Here is a 13173-nt window from a genome sequence, read left to right as displayed (position 1 = left end):
TTGACTGAACACGAATTTATTTATGCATTAAAGTCTCATAGCCAAAGTGCTTATGGGATATTAATTGATGAATATGAGCAAAAAGTTTTCGCTACTTGTATTTCTTTTGTACCTAATAAAGAAGATGCTGAAGATATAGCTCAAGAAGTTTTTTTAGAAGTTTTTAATTCTATCCATACATTTAAAGGAAACTCTAAACTTTCAACATGGATTTACAGGATTGCAACCAATAAATGTTTAGAGTTTATTAGAAAACATAATACCAAAAAACGATTTGCTTTTTTGCAAAATATTTCAGGGAATGAATTGCCTTTAGATAGGACCAATTATTTTACTGAAATAAACCATCCAGGAATTCAATTAGAGAACAAGCAAACAAGTGAAATGTTATTTAAAGCTATTAATCAATTACCAGAAGCACAACGTATTGTATTTACGCTTCACAAAGTTGACGATAAGAGCCATGATGAGATTAGTGAGATATTAAATAAAAGTGTGTCTTCAATTGAATCGTTAATGTTTAGAGCAAAAAGGAATTTACAAGTTATTTTAGAAGATTTTTATAAAAATGAAATTTAAACGCAAGTTTTTTGAGAAAATTGCATCAAAATAAATTAGATGGAAACACAAAAAGACATACAAGAAAAGGTTCAAAAGGCTTTTAGTAGTCTTGAAAGCATTGAAGAGACAAAGATTTCTCCTTTTTTTAAGGATAAAACTATGAATCGATTGTTTGCAGAGAAGAAAGTGTCGCAACCAAAGTTTTGGTTTTGGTTAACACCACAAGTACAGTTAGTTATGTTAATCACTTTCATTGTACTTAATGCATTTGCTTTTATGAATGTAAAATCTACCACATATGATGAAAATGTCAATCAGTTTGCAGAGTCTTATGGGTTGTCAATAGAATCTGATTTCTCAACATTAAACTAAAGGTAATGAAAAAAAACACAATTCTATACATCTTACTTGCATTCTTAATTATCGCTAATGGATTTTTCTTGGTAAATTATTTAGGAAGGCCTGGAAAGCCTGATGGTCAAAAAGGGCCAGGAGATTTTATTGTTAAAGAGTTAAATTTTGATGTTTCACAAATGGAACGATTTCATTTACTCAATGAAGATCATCGCTTAAAAATGAAAGCTGTTTTTGAGAATGAAAGACATTTAAAGGATGAATTGTTCAATAAAATATCTGAAAAGTCTATGGATGAAACCATAGATTCCATTACCACTCTAATAGGAAATAATGCAAAGTTGAAAGATGTAACTACTTTTTATTTTTTTAAGAATATTGAAAAAATTTGTAATGATCAACAAAAAAAACAATTAGATAAGTTGATTAACGGAGCATTACGCAGAGAAGGGAGACCAAGTGGCAATCCACCACCACCTCGAAAACAGCACTAAATATTTGGTTATAATAACTGAAAGACGCTTAAAATTAAAGCGTCTTTTTTTTGTGATTTAATTAACAAAACCTACCACAAGAAATTATGAATAATGGCATCTAATATTATATAACAAAAATTTTTACAGATATGAAAAGTAGTACAATTAAAATAGCAATTCTAACATTTGGAATAGTGATGCTAACAACAGTAAACTCTTTTGCACAAGGTAAAGACAGACAAGAGAAAAAGCCACCAACTTTTAGTGAATTATTAAAAGAGATGGATAAAAATGAAGATGGGAAATTATCAAAAGATGAAGTAAAAGGTCCTTTAAAAGATGAATTCGCTAAAATCGATACCGATGAAGATGGCTTTATCTCCAAAAAGGAATTTGAAAAGGCACCAAGGCCAAAAAGAAAAGAAAGAAAATAGTTTGTTTGGTTGATTAGTAGTTAAAAGCTTCATGAAGTAAAAGTAATGGAGCTTTTTTCAAAGTAACATCATACAAGTTTTTATTTTCAGAATTATAATTAAATAACAAACACAAAAATTAAACAATGAAACAAAACGCAATTTGCATTGCAGCAATCTATTTTGGATTGATATTCAGTGTTGTAGCCTGTGCACAATCTTCAGATAAAATGAAAGAATCTCAAGGGCTTCCAAAAGTAGAAGAAGTATTCAAATCCAGGGACAAAAATGAAGATGGAAAATTGGCAAAAAACGAATTGATTGGCTTTGTGTCCAATGATTTTGAAAAATTGGATATTGACAAAGATGGTTTTCTCTCTATTGAAGAATTGGCAAAGTCCTCAAAATTTCAAAGAAGAATGCCACCAAATGATAGAAGAGGAGAACGTCCAACTGTTGACGAGCTCATTGCCAGAATGGATAAGAATAAAGATGGAAAATTATCAAAAGGTGAAGTAGATGGTCCATTATTGGATGATTTTTTCAAAATTGACAACAATAAAGATGGTTTCTTGACCAAAGAAGAATTGGAAAAAGCACCAAAACCTGAGAGAGAACAACAACAAGGTTCACCAAGAAATTAATTTTTAATTGAACGCAAGTTTATTTTAAAATTCGCATTTAAAATATTTATAACTAATATATATAAAATGAAAAAGACACTAAAAATCACTTTAGGAATTACGTTGTTAATTGTTGCATTTATAGCGTGTTCCAGCGACGACTCTACAACTGAAGAAGAAACAACAGGAACACTTCATGCAGCATTTGCAGAGTTTGATGCCGATGAAACCAATATTTACTTGAGTGGAAGTAATGTGGTAATCGAAACTACAGGTAATCCAAACCATACAACAGTATATTGGGGACAAGGGCATCCACTTTATATAGAGGAGCCAACTGTAGCCTTAACACCGAGCATCATTCCAAATTTTGATGGTTCAGCCACTTTAACTGTATCACAAAATCCGCAATTAGCAAGTTCATCAACTCCTACTCAACTTGGTGCAATAGGTATAGCTGTAAGTGGTGCTGCAATTTATAATGACCAAGAAGGAAATGGGCCTTTAAATCAAGCTGCTTCAAGCTTAGATTATACAGGTGCTCATATTGGACCTAGTGTATATCATTATCATTTAGAACCAAAAGCATGGACTAACAATGATGAAAAATTGGTCGGAATTCTTGCAGACGGCTTTTTTATTTACGGAAGAAAATGTAATTCTACAGGTACTTATCCAACCAATTTAGATGCCTCTGGAGGGCATACAAGTACTACACAACATACAACTGAAGCAGAATACCATTATCATATAGAAAATGAATTATACCTTAATCAATATTATATCATATTTCCAGGAAACTATAAAGGTACACCAAGTTCGATTAATTAATATCGTTTTAGTTAGCTTACTCATAGGTTTTGCTGCTTGTAATGAGAAGGTTACAGGTTATGTAATTATCAATGACTTTCAAATTAATAAAGCAGAAACTATTTTGCATCCAAATGAAGGGAAATGGTATTTTCAAAATACACCACTTAATGGCTATGCTGTGGAGTTTTATGAAAATGGTCAGATAAAAGAACGAATTGGTTATTACGATGGAAAAAAACAAGGCATTGCAAAGTTTTGGTATGAAGATGGTAGCCTTGCAAAAGAATCCTACTATGAAAAAAATCAGTTAAATGGAACAATAAAAAGCTGGTGGCCAGATGGAACTTTAAGTACTGTGTCAAATTATCAAAAAGGTAAACGTCATGGCGAACAAAAAGTTTGGTATGCGAATGGTCAACTTTCTAGAAAGACTATGATTAAAGAAGGTATAGAAGATGGTTTGCAACAAGCTTGGTTGGAAAACGGTAAAATTTATGTGAATTATGAAGCTAAAAATGGTCGCATTTTTGGTTTGAAAAGAGCAAACATGTGTTATAAGTTAAAAAATGAAGTTGTTGAAACTAAATAGGTATAATCTTTTAATATTCTTAGCTTTTACAATAATTGGTTGTAAAGAATCAGAAAAAGAAGTGGAGAGCAGAGTTGAGACACTGCCTTATTATAATGAAGCATCGTTTACGCCAAAATGGTTAAATAATGTTGAAGACTTGGAAACATTTCATAAAGTACCATCTTTTAATCTCATTGACCAAAATGGTGAAAGTGTTACAGAACAAACGTTTAAGGAAAAAATTTATGTTACAGATTTTTTCTTTACAACCTGTCCAGGAATTTGTCCAAAAATGACAGAGAATATGGCTTTGGTACAAGAAGCATTTAAAGATGATCCAGAGGTGTTACTCTTATCACATTCCGTTACACCAGAAACTGATTCAGTTCAGGTGCTAAAAACTTATGCCGAAAATAAAGGCGCTATTTCCAATAAGTGGTATTTAGTAACAGGAGACCGAAAACAAATTTATGATTTAGGTCGAAAAACCTATTTTGTTGAACAAGATTTAGGGCAAGAAAAAGATGAAGATGAGTTTCTTCATTCTGAAAATTTTGTTCTCATTGATAAGAACAAACATATAAGAGGTATTTATAATGGTCTTAACGCTACTGCTGTACAACAACTAATTGCTGATATTAAAACATTGGAAAAAGAGAATTGAATAGTTGGTTTGTTTTTAATTTGAAAAGCTTCATGATTATATCGTGAAGCTTTTCTATTTTTATAGAAATATTTAAAAATGAAGTACGTATTTATTATTATTTGTATCGGAATTTTAAGTTCATGTAAAAATGAGAGTAAAATTCAACCAAAATCTTTCAGTTCTGTTGTTGTAAAAGATATTCTAATAGACTCGACGCTAAGTATAAGAGCTATAGATTTACTTGCAGATAAAAGCCTAGCTTTTGCAGCTAATAATAATTCATTTGGATTATATAATCCTAAAAATGAAAGTTGGATGATATCTAAACAACTATATGACTCATTAAGTATTCAATTTAGAGCTGTAGCCCATACAACGACAGATTTTTTTATGTTGAGTGTTGAAAATCCAGCGTTGCTATTTAAAACAGGTGATAATGGAGCAATGGAATTGGTTTATAAAGAAGAACACGAAAAGGTGTTTTACGATGCTATACGTTTTTGGAATAATAACGAAGGTATTGCTATTGGTGATCCAACAGATGGCTGTATTAGTATTATTATTACTCGTGATGGAGGACAAACATGGAATAAAGTTTTATGCGATAAGTTGCCAAAAGCTATTGATGGAGAAGCTGCCTTTGCTGCTAGTAATACTAATATTGCAATAATAGGAGACAAGGTTTGGGTTGCTACAGGAGGAATTTCTAGTAGAATTTTACATTCGCCAGACAAAGGTAAAACGTGGCAAGTTTTTAATACACCTATTATGCAAGGAGAATCTACAACAGGGACTTATTCTATAGATTTTTATGATGAAAATAACGGATTTGCAATTGGAGGCGATTTTACTAAACCAGAACTAAACAAAGCCAATAAAATGAGAACAAGCGATGGCGGAAAAACATGGACATTGGTATCTGAAAACAAGTCTCCAGGGTACAGAAGTTGTGTTCAATATGTTCCTACAAGTAATGCTAAATCGTTAATTACTGTTGGATTTAATGGAATAGATTTTTCAAGTGATGAAGGAAATACTTGGAAACATTTAAGTAACGAAGCGTTTTATACAATCCGATTTTTAAATGATAGTGTTGCTTATGCAGCTGGTAAAGGAAGAATTTCTAAATTGCTTTTTAAATAGTTAAACCTAAATATTAGTTTTTCTTAAATTCTTCTCTACGCTTTTTCATTTCTTGAAGCATACGTTTATTAAATTCGTCTTCAGTAATTTTTAAAAGTATAATTTTCTTTGCAGGCATGACTTTTAGTAAGTCTGCTACAAATTTTTCACGTAATTTGCTTTTTTGATTTTCAACAGATACCATATCATTGAGCATAACTTTTGCCTCTTGTTCACTTAAATTATCTATATCAGTTTTGCGACGATTTTCATAATTTTCTCTTCTCAACTTGTTGGTGTTATCTTCAAACGTATTATAAATTGGCCAAAACTGTTGCGCTTCAGTAGAAGTAAGTTCAAGACGCTCAGTAATAAAAGCAACTTTTAGAGCTTTAATACGCTCTCTGTTTTTAAAATCTTGTGCAGTTGCATTAAAAGTGCCAATAAGCAAAAGCAATAAAATAATCTTTTTCATTAGTCTATAATTAGGTCTTCTATAGTTGAATTTTGTAATAAATAGTCTTCAAGTGATTCTTCTGATAGTTTATTATCAATAAATACATCTTTTGATAAATCGTCATCATTTAAATAGGAAGCAATATCATAAGACGATAAATCTTCGTCATTTAAATAACTTTCAATTGATGCTGTTTCTAAAGCTTCAAAATCTATTTTTTCTGGATTATTATAAAATATATTGAAAGCTAATAAAATACTAGCTGCAATACCAGATATATAAGCAACTTTCTTCCAATTTAATAACGATACAACTTTAGTGTCTTTTTTAGGTTTTAATTGTTCTAAAACCTTTTCATTAAAAGTTTCAAAATAATCACTAGGCACAGAATAGCCAGTCGATTTTATGTCGCTTAATGAATTACTATTATTTAATTTTGATGCAATTTTTTCATCAAAAGTTTTAAAGTAATTATCAGGTGTTTTAAATCCTGTTGAAGTAATGTTATGTAAATTCTTGTTTTTCATTTTGTTATTTGACTAAAATTAAATCAAATGGTTTAATCTTTAGTTAAGTATTCTTCTATTTTTTTTACTGCTATATGATATGATGCTTTTAAAGCGCCTTCGCTGGTGTCTAAAATATTAGACATTTCGCTATATTTTATATCCTCAAAATACTTCATATTAAAAACTAATTGCTGTTTTTGAGGTAATGTAGCTATTGCCTGTTGCAGTTTTAACTGAATGTCATCACCTTCAAAATACACATCAGATTTTAAATTGTTAACTGCTTTTTGTTGCAGTTCTTCACTCGAGATACTGTAGCGTTTTGAGTTTTGATTTAAATGCGTAATAGCTTCATTAGTAGCAATTCGATACATCCATGAAAATAATTTACTATCACCTTTAAAGGCATGTATATTTTTGTACACTTTTATGAATGTGTTTTGTAAAACATCGTCTGTATCGTCATGAGATTTTACAATATGTCTTATATGCCAATACAAACGCTCTTTATAAAGATTTAATAATTCTTTAAAAGCTTGTTCTTTTGTTTGTTCAGCATTTAAGCGGTTTAATAACTCAAGTTCGTTAATCACAAAATGTTTTTTATTAAGACTACTGAAGTTATAAAAAGTTTAATTAAAATATTAAAATAATTTAAAAATATATAAACAGCTGAAAATCAAATAGGTAAAATATATTACATCGATAAAGTGTAAAAAAATTACGATGAAATGCATTTTTTTCTTGTTTAGTATTTAAAAATGTTATATGTTTACATCACCTAACCTACTAAATATTACCAGTGTCCCCAAATCTGGTAATAAAAACGAAAAGGATGCGACTTGTGTTGCATCCTTTTCTGGTTATATCAAATAGGGTTTATATTACTCAAAACTTTGCATGTCTACAAGTTTTTTGTATGTCCCATTTTTTTCTAAAAGTTCGTTGTGTTTACCTTGTTCTACAATTTCTCCTCTTTGCATAACTATAATTTCGTCGGCATTTTGAATAGTTGACAATCTATGAGCTATAACAATTGATGTTCTGTTTTTCATCATGTTTTCTAAAGCAACTTGTACTAAGCGTTCACTTTCTGTATCTAAAGCTGAGGTTGCTTCATCTAGAATCATGATAGGTGGATTTTTAAGTACAGCTCTGGCAATGCTTAAGCGTTGTTTTTGTCCTCCTGATAATTTGTTACCTGAATCACCAATGTTAGTTTCAATTCCGTTAGGCAAATTCTTTACAAACTCCCAAGCATTTGCAATTTTAAGTGCTTCGATTATTTCTTCATCTGTTGCAGATTGCTTTCCAATTTTTATATTATTTCGAATAGTATCGTTAAATAAAATGGAATCTTGTGTTACCAGACCCATTAAATCACGTAATGAATGTTTGGTTAAATTCCTTATATCTTCATTGTCTATAGTAATACTGCCTTCATTTACATCATAAAAGCGAGTGACAAGATTAGCAATAGTAGATTTACCACTACCAGATTGTCCAACAAGTGCAATACTTTTTCCTTTAGGAACTTTAATTGAAAAGTTTTTAAGTACTAAATCATCTTCATATTTAAATGAGACATTATTTAACGATATATCTGAAGTGAAGTCTGTTTTTACAATGGCGTTTGGCTTATCTTCTAATACAGATTTAGTATCTAAAATTTCTAAAATCCTATCGGCTGCTGCATTTCCTGCTTTTACTTTATAACTAGCTTTACTTATATCTTTTGCTGGTGTTAAAATTTGGTATGCTAAAGCCATATAACCAATAAATGCACCTCCAGATAATGTTTGATCAACTAAAACCATATTACCTCCAAACCATAATAAAGCAGCAATAGTAACAATACCTAAAAACTCACTTGTTGGAGACGCTAAATTTTGGCGATTTAGCAATACATTTGAGTAATGATAAAATCGTGATGTCGACTCGTTAAATGTATCGTTGAATTTTTTCTCAGCGTTGAATCCTTTTATAACTTTTAATCCAGATAAAGTTTCTTCTAATGTTGAAATAAATACACCTTGTTCTTCTTGTACTTTATTAGATTGTTTTTTTAAACTCTTACCTATTCGTGATATTATTAAACCAGCAACTGGAATGAAAATAAAAACAAAAATGGTTAGTTTAACCGAAATTGTAAACATTGCTATAATAGCAAATAAAATAGTTAAAGGCTCTTTAACTATAAGCTCTAAAATGGCTAATAACGAATTTTTAACTTCATTAACATCGCCAGAAATTCTTGCAATTGTATCACCTTTACGTTTCTCAGAATAATAAGAAATAGGTAAAGTAATTACTTTGTTATAGATAGCATTTCTTAAGTCTTTTAAAACACCATTTCTTAAAAACGTGATAAAATATAAAGCTAAATAGTTAAATAAATTTTTTAAAAGGAATAAACTAATAATTAAGATAATCATATACAACAATGCGCGTTGCGAGCCATGATTTTCTGTTGTTGAGGTTATAATATAGTTTATGGAGTTTTCAACATAATCTTTTAAGTCTGTTATGCCATTATAAACAGGTTTACTTGTTACTTTTTTGCCTTCACCAAAAAGTACATTAATCATTGGCATTAACGATACCATAGCTAATGTTCCAAAGAGAGCATAAAAAACATTACAAATAATGTTTAATATGGCATATCGCTTGTATGGAGCAATAAATGGCGAAAGTTTTTTAATATAATCCATTAAGTCAGTTTCATATCTTTTATTATGGCATCTATTTTAGATTCCAATTTCTGTTCCGTTGTTTCAAACGCTGACACATTGTCTATTTCTGAATTTACACTTATATAAAACTTAATCTTAGGCTCAGTTCCACTTGGTCTTAAAGCAATTTTACTACCATCTTCTGTGTAATAAATAAGTACATTAGATTTTGGAATATTAATAGCTTCTTCTGTATTGTTTATAAAGTTTTTTGCTATAGATAGTTGGTAATCTTCAATTCTAGTCACTTTAGAATTATTTATTACTGAAAGAGGATTTTTTCGAGCATCAATCATCATTTGCTTTATCTCTTGTGCACCTTCAATTCCTTTTTTTGTTAGCGAGATAAGACGCTCTTTATAAAAGCCATTATCAATATACAGTTGAATTAATTCTTTGTAAAATGAACTTCCTTTTGCTTTAGCTTGAGCAGCAATTTCGCAAGCTAAAAGGGTAGAAGTAACAGCATCTTTATCACGTACGAACTCGCCAACCATAAACCCGAAACTTTCTTCTCCACCACCAATAAAATCTAATTCAGGAAAGTCTTTAATCATTTTAGCAATCCATTTAAAGCCAGTTAAACCAACTTTACATTCCAGATTATAATTTGCGGCTAAACGTAGCATCATTGGTGTAGATACTATTGTTGAACCTATAAATTCTTTTCCTTTAAGTTTATTGTTGTTTTTCCAGTCTTTTAGTAAAAAATCAGTCATCATTACCATGGTTTGATTGCCATTAAGTAATACCAATTCATCATCTAAATTACGTACAGCAATACCTAGTCTGTCGCAATCTGGATCGGTTCCAATAACGATATCTGCATTAACTTTATTTGCTAATTCTATTGCCATTTTTAAAGCTTCTGGTTCTTCAGGATTTGGCGACTTTACTGTTGGAAAGTTTCCATTAGGTGCTTCTTGCTCTTTTACTATATTTACATTAGTATATCCAGCTCTTTTTAATGTTTCTGGCACAGTTGTAATAGATGTACCATGAAGAGAAGTAAATACAATGTTTAAGCTTTCTTTAGCTTCTTTTGAAGTGTTAAAACTTCCGTTTTTTACAGATGCATTTATAAATACGTCATCAACTTCTTTACCTATATACTCAATTAAGTTCTCGTTTGCCTTAAACTTAATTTCCGAATAGTCTAAACTATTTATTTCGGTAATAATTTCGGCATCTTGAGGCGGAACTAATTGACCTCCATCTTGCCAATACACTTTGTATCCATTATATTCTGGTGGATTGTGCGATGCAGTAAGTACAATTCCGCAGTGGCAATCTAAATGTTTTACTGCAAAAGATAATTCTGGAGTTGGACGTAAATCTTCAAAAAGAAAAACTTTAATTCCGTTAGCAGAAAAAACATCTGCTACAACTTTTGCCAATTCTTTACTATTGTGTCTGCAGTCGTATGCAATTGCAACTTTTAATGGTTGATTTGCGAATACTTTATGCATATAATTGCTTAAGCCTTGTGTATTTTTACCTAAAGTATATTTGTTAATTCGGTTAGTGCCAACTCCCATAACACCTCGCATTCCTCCAGTTCCAAACTCTAAGTCTTTATAAAAACTTTCTTGAATTTCTTCAGGATTGTGTGCGATACTGTTTTTTATAAACTCTTGTGTTTCTGTATCGAAAGTTGGTGTTAACCAGGTATTTATTCGGTCTAAAATTTTAGGATCTATATAAATCATGTGCAATAAAAATATGCTGCAAAAATAAGCAATATGTTAAAAGGTGATTGTTTTAAACGCGTTAATTTGATGACTGGATATTATAAATTCAATTCATCTTTTATTAAATAACGTTTTTTGTCTTGTTTAGTTTGTAAAATTATTTCGCCTAGAAAGCCTGCAATAAAAAATTGAGTTCCGATAATCATGGTAGATAAAGCGATATAAAATTGAGGACGTTCTGTTATTAATCTTCCTGTAGTGTTAAAAAAAAGTTTGTCTATACCAAGGTATAACGTAAAGCCAAATCCAATAATAAACATAATTACACCTAAAGCACCAAATAAGTGCATAGGTCGTTTACCAAAACGTGAAATAAACCAAATGGTTAGTAAATCTAGAAAACCATGTATAAATCTATCCATTCCAAATTTGGTGGTGCCATATTTACGAGCTTGATGGAGTACTACTTTTTCAGTTATTTTAGTGAAGCCTGCATTTTTAGCTAAAACAGGTATGTATCTGTGCATTTCACCATTAACATCTATGTTTTTAACTACATCTTTTTTGTAGGCTTTAAGTCCGCAATTAAAATCATGAAGCTTAACACCAGAAGTTCTTCTAGCAGCCCAATTAAATAGTTTAGAAGGTAAATTTTTTGAAATAACAGAATCGTAACGTTTCTTTTTCCATCCAGAAACTAAATCGAATTTGTCATTTACAATCATATTATAAAGCTCTGGAATTTCTTCAGGATTATCTTGAAGGTCAGCATCCATTGTAATAATAACATCGCCTTGTGCTTTTTCAAAGCCAGCATGTAACGCTTGAGATTTTCCAAAGTTTTTTAAAAAGCGTATACCTTTTACATTGGCATCTTTGTTAGAAAGTTGCTCAATTATTGTCCAGGAATCATCAGTACTACCATCATCAATAAAAATGATTTCATAAGAAAAATGATTGGATTGCATAACTTTTGCAATCCAATCATATAATTCTGTAAGCGATTCTTGTTCGTTAAGTAGTGGTATGACTACTGATATATTCATGTAAATAGTTTCAAATTTTTAGTATTCAAAAATACTGAAATTATTTAAGCATGTGTATTTTCTTTTTTCATTACTAAACCAGCAATTAAAGACCATAGTAATCCAAAAAACATACTAGCTGCAATCCAAAAAGCAGATCCTAGTACTGGACTCATAAACTTTTCAACCCAAACCATTTGTTGATCAACTAATTCTGGAGTCATATTAGGGTTTTCTAACATTTTGTCTCTAACAACTTCTTTCATTTGATTCATAAAATCTGGATCAATAATATAGTTAAAAATAAACCCATAAATAATATATACAATGGCACTAATTGCAGCTATAATAACTCCAATTTTAATTGCTTCGCCTAAACTTAAAAGACCTGCATTTCTTGACTTGAATTGGCTTATTGCATAAAAAATAACTACAGGAAAAATTATATAGTATATATATTGAGGCCATTGTGTACCTTCTAGAGCCATTCCCGTTACATATGTAATAACAGAAATTAAAATCATTACTACTCCTAGAATGATTCCATAGTTCATAGCAAATTTGCCAGTAGTTGGTTTTTGTGTTTCCATAATAATTGGTTTAATTAGTTTATATGATAGTTAGTAAACAAATATACTAAAACGTTACAATTTAATTCCAGGAAAGTGCAAATCATGTAATTTTGTTTGTGGTTAATTAACAGATTTAATAGGCAATTTTCAGGTTTATTTACACCATAATCTAATCTTTAAAAATGCTAAACAGAAATATAAAATCATAAATATCAAAAAATAAGAATAAAAACATTGCAGATTTGTAAAAATTACCTAAATTTGCACTTCCAAAAAACGAAATGATTTAAAGCTTTTAGTGATGAAAAAAGGTATACATCCAGAAAATTATAGACTTGTAGCATTTAAAGATATGTCTAACGACGACGTGTTTTTAACAAAATCTACAGCAGACACAAACGAAACTATTGAGGTTGATGGTGTTGAATATCCAGTAGTAAAAATGGAGATTTCTAGAACATCTCATCCATATTATACAGGTAAATCTAAATTAGTAGATACAGCTGGACGTATTGATAAGTTTAAAAACAAATACGCTAAATTTAAAAAATAAGTTTAGTTACAATATATTTTAAAGCCTTCAGATTTATTTTGAAGGCTTTTTTGTT

Annotated in this window: 17 protein-coding genes; 10 read left to right on the top strand and 7 right to left on the bottom strand. The window is 30.2% G+C overall.

The window, feature by feature from the left end; all coding sequences use genetic code 11:
* The 9 genes from IEW41_RS01730 (at window position 1) to IEW41_RS01690 (ending at window position 5600) form a co-directional block, all read left to right on the top strand.
* Window positions 1–579: an RNA polymerase sigma factor gene (locus IEW41_RS01730; RefSeq protein ID WP_188604613.1), complete on the top strand. Its 579-nt coding sequence runs from the start codon at window positions 1–3 to the stop codon at window positions 577–579.
* 39 nt (window positions 580–618) lie between these two features.
* Window positions 619–933 (top strand): hypothetical protein, encoded by a 315-nt coding sequence (locus tag IEW41_RS01725; protein ID WP_188604612.1) that lies wholly within the window; start codon window positions 619–621, stop codon window positions 931–933.
* Between the two features lie 5 nt (window positions 934–938).
* Complete coding sequence (locus IEW41_RS01720) at window positions 939–1409, top strand: hypothetical protein (RefSeq protein ID WP_188604611.1); 471 nt, start codon at window positions 939–941, stop codon at window positions 1407–1409.
* A 131-nt stretch (window positions 1410–1540) separates the two neighbouring features.
* Entirely contained in the window at window positions 1541–1825 is a 285-nt protein-coding gene (locus IEW41_RS01715) for an EF-hand domain-containing protein (protein ID WP_188604610.1), read from the top strand.
* A gap of 125 nt (window positions 1826–1950) precedes the next feature.
* Window positions 1951–2448 carry an EF-hand domain-containing protein gene (locus IEW41_RS01710; RefSeq protein ID WP_188604609.1) on the top strand — a complete coding sequence of 166 codons (498 nt, stop codon included), beginning with the start codon at window positions 1951–1953 and terminating at the stop codon, window positions 2446–2448.
* 66 nt (window positions 2449–2514) lie between these two features.
* Entirely contained in the window at window positions 2515–3258 is a 744-nt protein-coding gene (locus IEW41_RS01705; RefSeq protein ID WP_188604608.1) for a YHYH protein, read from the top strand.
* Complete coding sequence (locus IEW41_RS01700) at window positions 3185–3829, top strand: toxin-antitoxin system YwqK family antitoxin (RefSeq protein WP_188604607.1); 645 nt, start codon at window positions 3185–3187, stop codon at window positions 3827–3829. The genes IEW41_RS01705 and IEW41_RS01700 overlap by 74 nt, the downstream gene beginning before the upstream one ends.
* The gene (locus IEW41_RS01695; protein ID WP_188604606.1) at window positions 3807–4475 is read left to right on the top strand and encodes an SCO family protein; all 669 of its coding nucleotides are present in this window, start codon (window positions 3807–3809) and stop codon (window positions 4473–4475) included. Before IEW41_RS01700 ends, IEW41_RS01695 begins: the two co-directional genes overlap by 23 nt.
* A gap of 78 nt (window positions 4476–4553) precedes the next feature.
* The gene (locus tag IEW41_RS01690) at window positions 4554–5600 is read left to right on the top strand and encodes a WD40/YVTN/BNR-like repeat-containing protein (RefSeq protein WP_188604605.1); all 1047 of its coding nucleotides are present in this window, start codon (window positions 4554–4556) and stop codon (window positions 5598–5600) included.
* A 13-nt stretch (window positions 5601–5613) separates the two neighbouring features.
* On the opposite strand, the gene IEW41_RS01685 is transcribed toward IEW41_RS01690, so the two are convergent.
* The 7 genes from IEW41_RS01685 to IEW41_RS01655 form a co-directional block, all read right to left on the bottom strand.
* Entirely contained in the window at window positions 5614–6054 is a 441-nt protein-coding gene (locus IEW41_RS01685; RefSeq protein ID WP_188604604.1) for a hypothetical protein, read from the bottom strand.
* On the bottom strand, window positions 6054–6563 hold the full coding sequence (locus tag IEW41_RS01680; RefSeq protein WP_188604603.1) for a hypothetical protein: 510 nt from the start codon (window positions 6561–6563) through the stop codon (window positions 6054–6056). The genes IEW41_RS01685 and IEW41_RS01680 overlap by 1 nt, the downstream gene beginning before the upstream one ends.
* Window positions 6564–6595: 32 nt before the next feature.
* Window positions 6596–7138, bottom strand: a complete 543-nt coding sequence (locus tag IEW41_RS01675; protein WP_188604602.1) for an RNA polymerase sigma factor — start codon at window positions 7136–7138, stop codon at window positions 6596–6598.
* 291 nt (window positions 7139–7429) lie between these two features.
* Complete coding sequence (locus IEW41_RS01670; RefSeq protein ID WP_188604601.1) at window positions 7430–9256, bottom strand: ABC transporter ATP-binding protein; 1827 nt, start codon at window positions 9254–9256, stop codon at window positions 7430–7432.
* Window positions 9256–10986: a phospho-sugar mutase gene (locus IEW41_RS01665; RefSeq protein ID WP_188604600.1), complete on the bottom strand. Its 1731-nt coding sequence runs from the start codon at window positions 10984–10986 to the stop codon at window positions 9256–9258. Before IEW41_RS01665 ends, IEW41_RS01670 begins: the two co-directional genes overlap by 1 nt.
* A gap of 80 nt (window positions 10987–11066) precedes the next feature.
* Window positions 11067–12014, bottom strand: coding sequence for a glycosyltransferase family 2 protein (locus IEW41_RS01660; protein ID WP_188604599.1), 948 nt, complete (start codon window positions 12012–12014; stop codon window positions 11067–11069).
* 44 nt (window positions 12015–12058) lie between these two features.
* Window positions 12059–12583 carry a DUF4199 domain-containing protein gene (locus tag IEW41_RS01655; protein WP_188604598.1) on the bottom strand — a complete coding sequence of 175 codons (525 nt, stop codon included), beginning with the start codon at window positions 12581–12583 and terminating at the stop codon, window positions 12059–12061.
* 283 nt (window positions 12584–12866) lie between these two features.
* Here IEW41_RS01655 and IEW41_RS01650 point away from each other — a divergent pair, with 283 nt between their 5' ends.
* Window positions 12867–13118: a type B 50S ribosomal protein L31 gene (locus IEW41_RS01650; RefSeq protein ID WP_188604597.1), complete on the top strand. Its 252-nt coding sequence runs from the start codon at window positions 12867–12869 to the stop codon at window positions 13116–13118.
* Window positions 13119–13173 lie beyond the last annotated feature (55 nt).

The organism is Aquaticitalea lipolytica (assembly GCF_014641635.1).
Lineage (GTDB): Bacteria > Bacteroidota > Bacteroidia > Flavobacteriales > Flavobacteriaceae > Aquaticitalea > Aquaticitalea lipolytica.
Note: the sequence above shows the minus strand (reverse complement) of the source record. Positions and strands in the feature narration are given on the sequence as shown.

Bases quoted from the DNA above. Each gene is read 5' to 3' on its own strand.
- IEW41_RS01725 (WP_188604612.1), top strand. From the start codon at position 619: ATGGAAACACAAAAAGACATACAAGAAAAGGTTCAAAAGGCTTTTAGT.
- IEW41_RS01720 (WP_188604611.1), top strand. From the start codon at position 939: ATGAAAAAAAACACAATTCTATACATCTTACTTGCATTCTTAATTATC.
- IEW41_RS01715 (WP_188604610.1), top strand. From the start codon at position 1,541: ATGAAAAGTAGTACAATTAAAATAGCAATTCTAACATTTGGAATAGTG.
- IEW41_RS01710 (WP_188604609.1), top strand. From the start codon at position 1,951: ATGAAACAAAACGCAATTTGCATTGCAGCAATCTATTTTGGATTGATA.
- IEW41_RS01705 (WP_188604608.1), top strand. From the start codon at position 2,515: ATGAAAAAGACACTAAAAATCACTTTAGGAATTACGTTGTTAATTGTT.
- IEW41_RS01700 (WP_188604607.1), top strand. From the start codon at position 3,185: ATGAATTATACCTTAATCAATATTATATCATATTTCCAGGAAACTATA.
- IEW41_RS01695 (WP_188604606.1), top strand. From the start codon at position 3,807: ATGAAGTTGTTGAAACTAAATAGGTATAATCTTTTAATATTCTTAGCT.
- IEW41_RS01690 (WP_188604605.1), top strand. From the start codon at position 4,554: ATGAAGTACGTATTTATTATTATTTGTATCGGAATTTTAAGTTCATGT.
- IEW41_RS01685 (WP_188604604.1), bottom strand. From the start codon at position 6,054: ATGAAAAAGATTATTTTATTGCTTTTGCTTATTGGCACTTTTAATGCA.
- IEW41_RS01680 (WP_188604603.1), bottom strand. From the start codon at position 6,563: ATGAAAAACAAGAATTTACATAACATTACTTCAACAGGATTTAAAACA.
- IEW41_RS01670 (WP_188604601.1), bottom strand. From the start codon at position 9,256: ATGGATTATATTAAAAAACTTTCGCCATTTATTGCTCCATACAAGCGA.
- IEW41_RS01665 (WP_188604600.1), bottom strand. From the start codon at position 10,986: ATGATTTATATAGATCCTAAAATTTTAGACCGAATAAATACCTGGTTA.
- IEW41_RS01660 (WP_188604599.1), bottom strand. From the start codon at position 12,014: ATGAATATATCAGTAGTCATACCACTACTTAACGAACAAGAATCGCTT.
- IEW41_RS01655 (WP_188604598.1), bottom strand. From the start codon at position 12,583: ATGGAAACACAAAAACCAACTACTGGCAAATTTGCTATGAACTATGGA.
- IEW41_RS01650 (WP_188604597.1), top strand. From the start codon at position 12,867: ATGAAAAAAGGTATACATCCAGAAAATTATAGACTTGTAGCATTTAAA.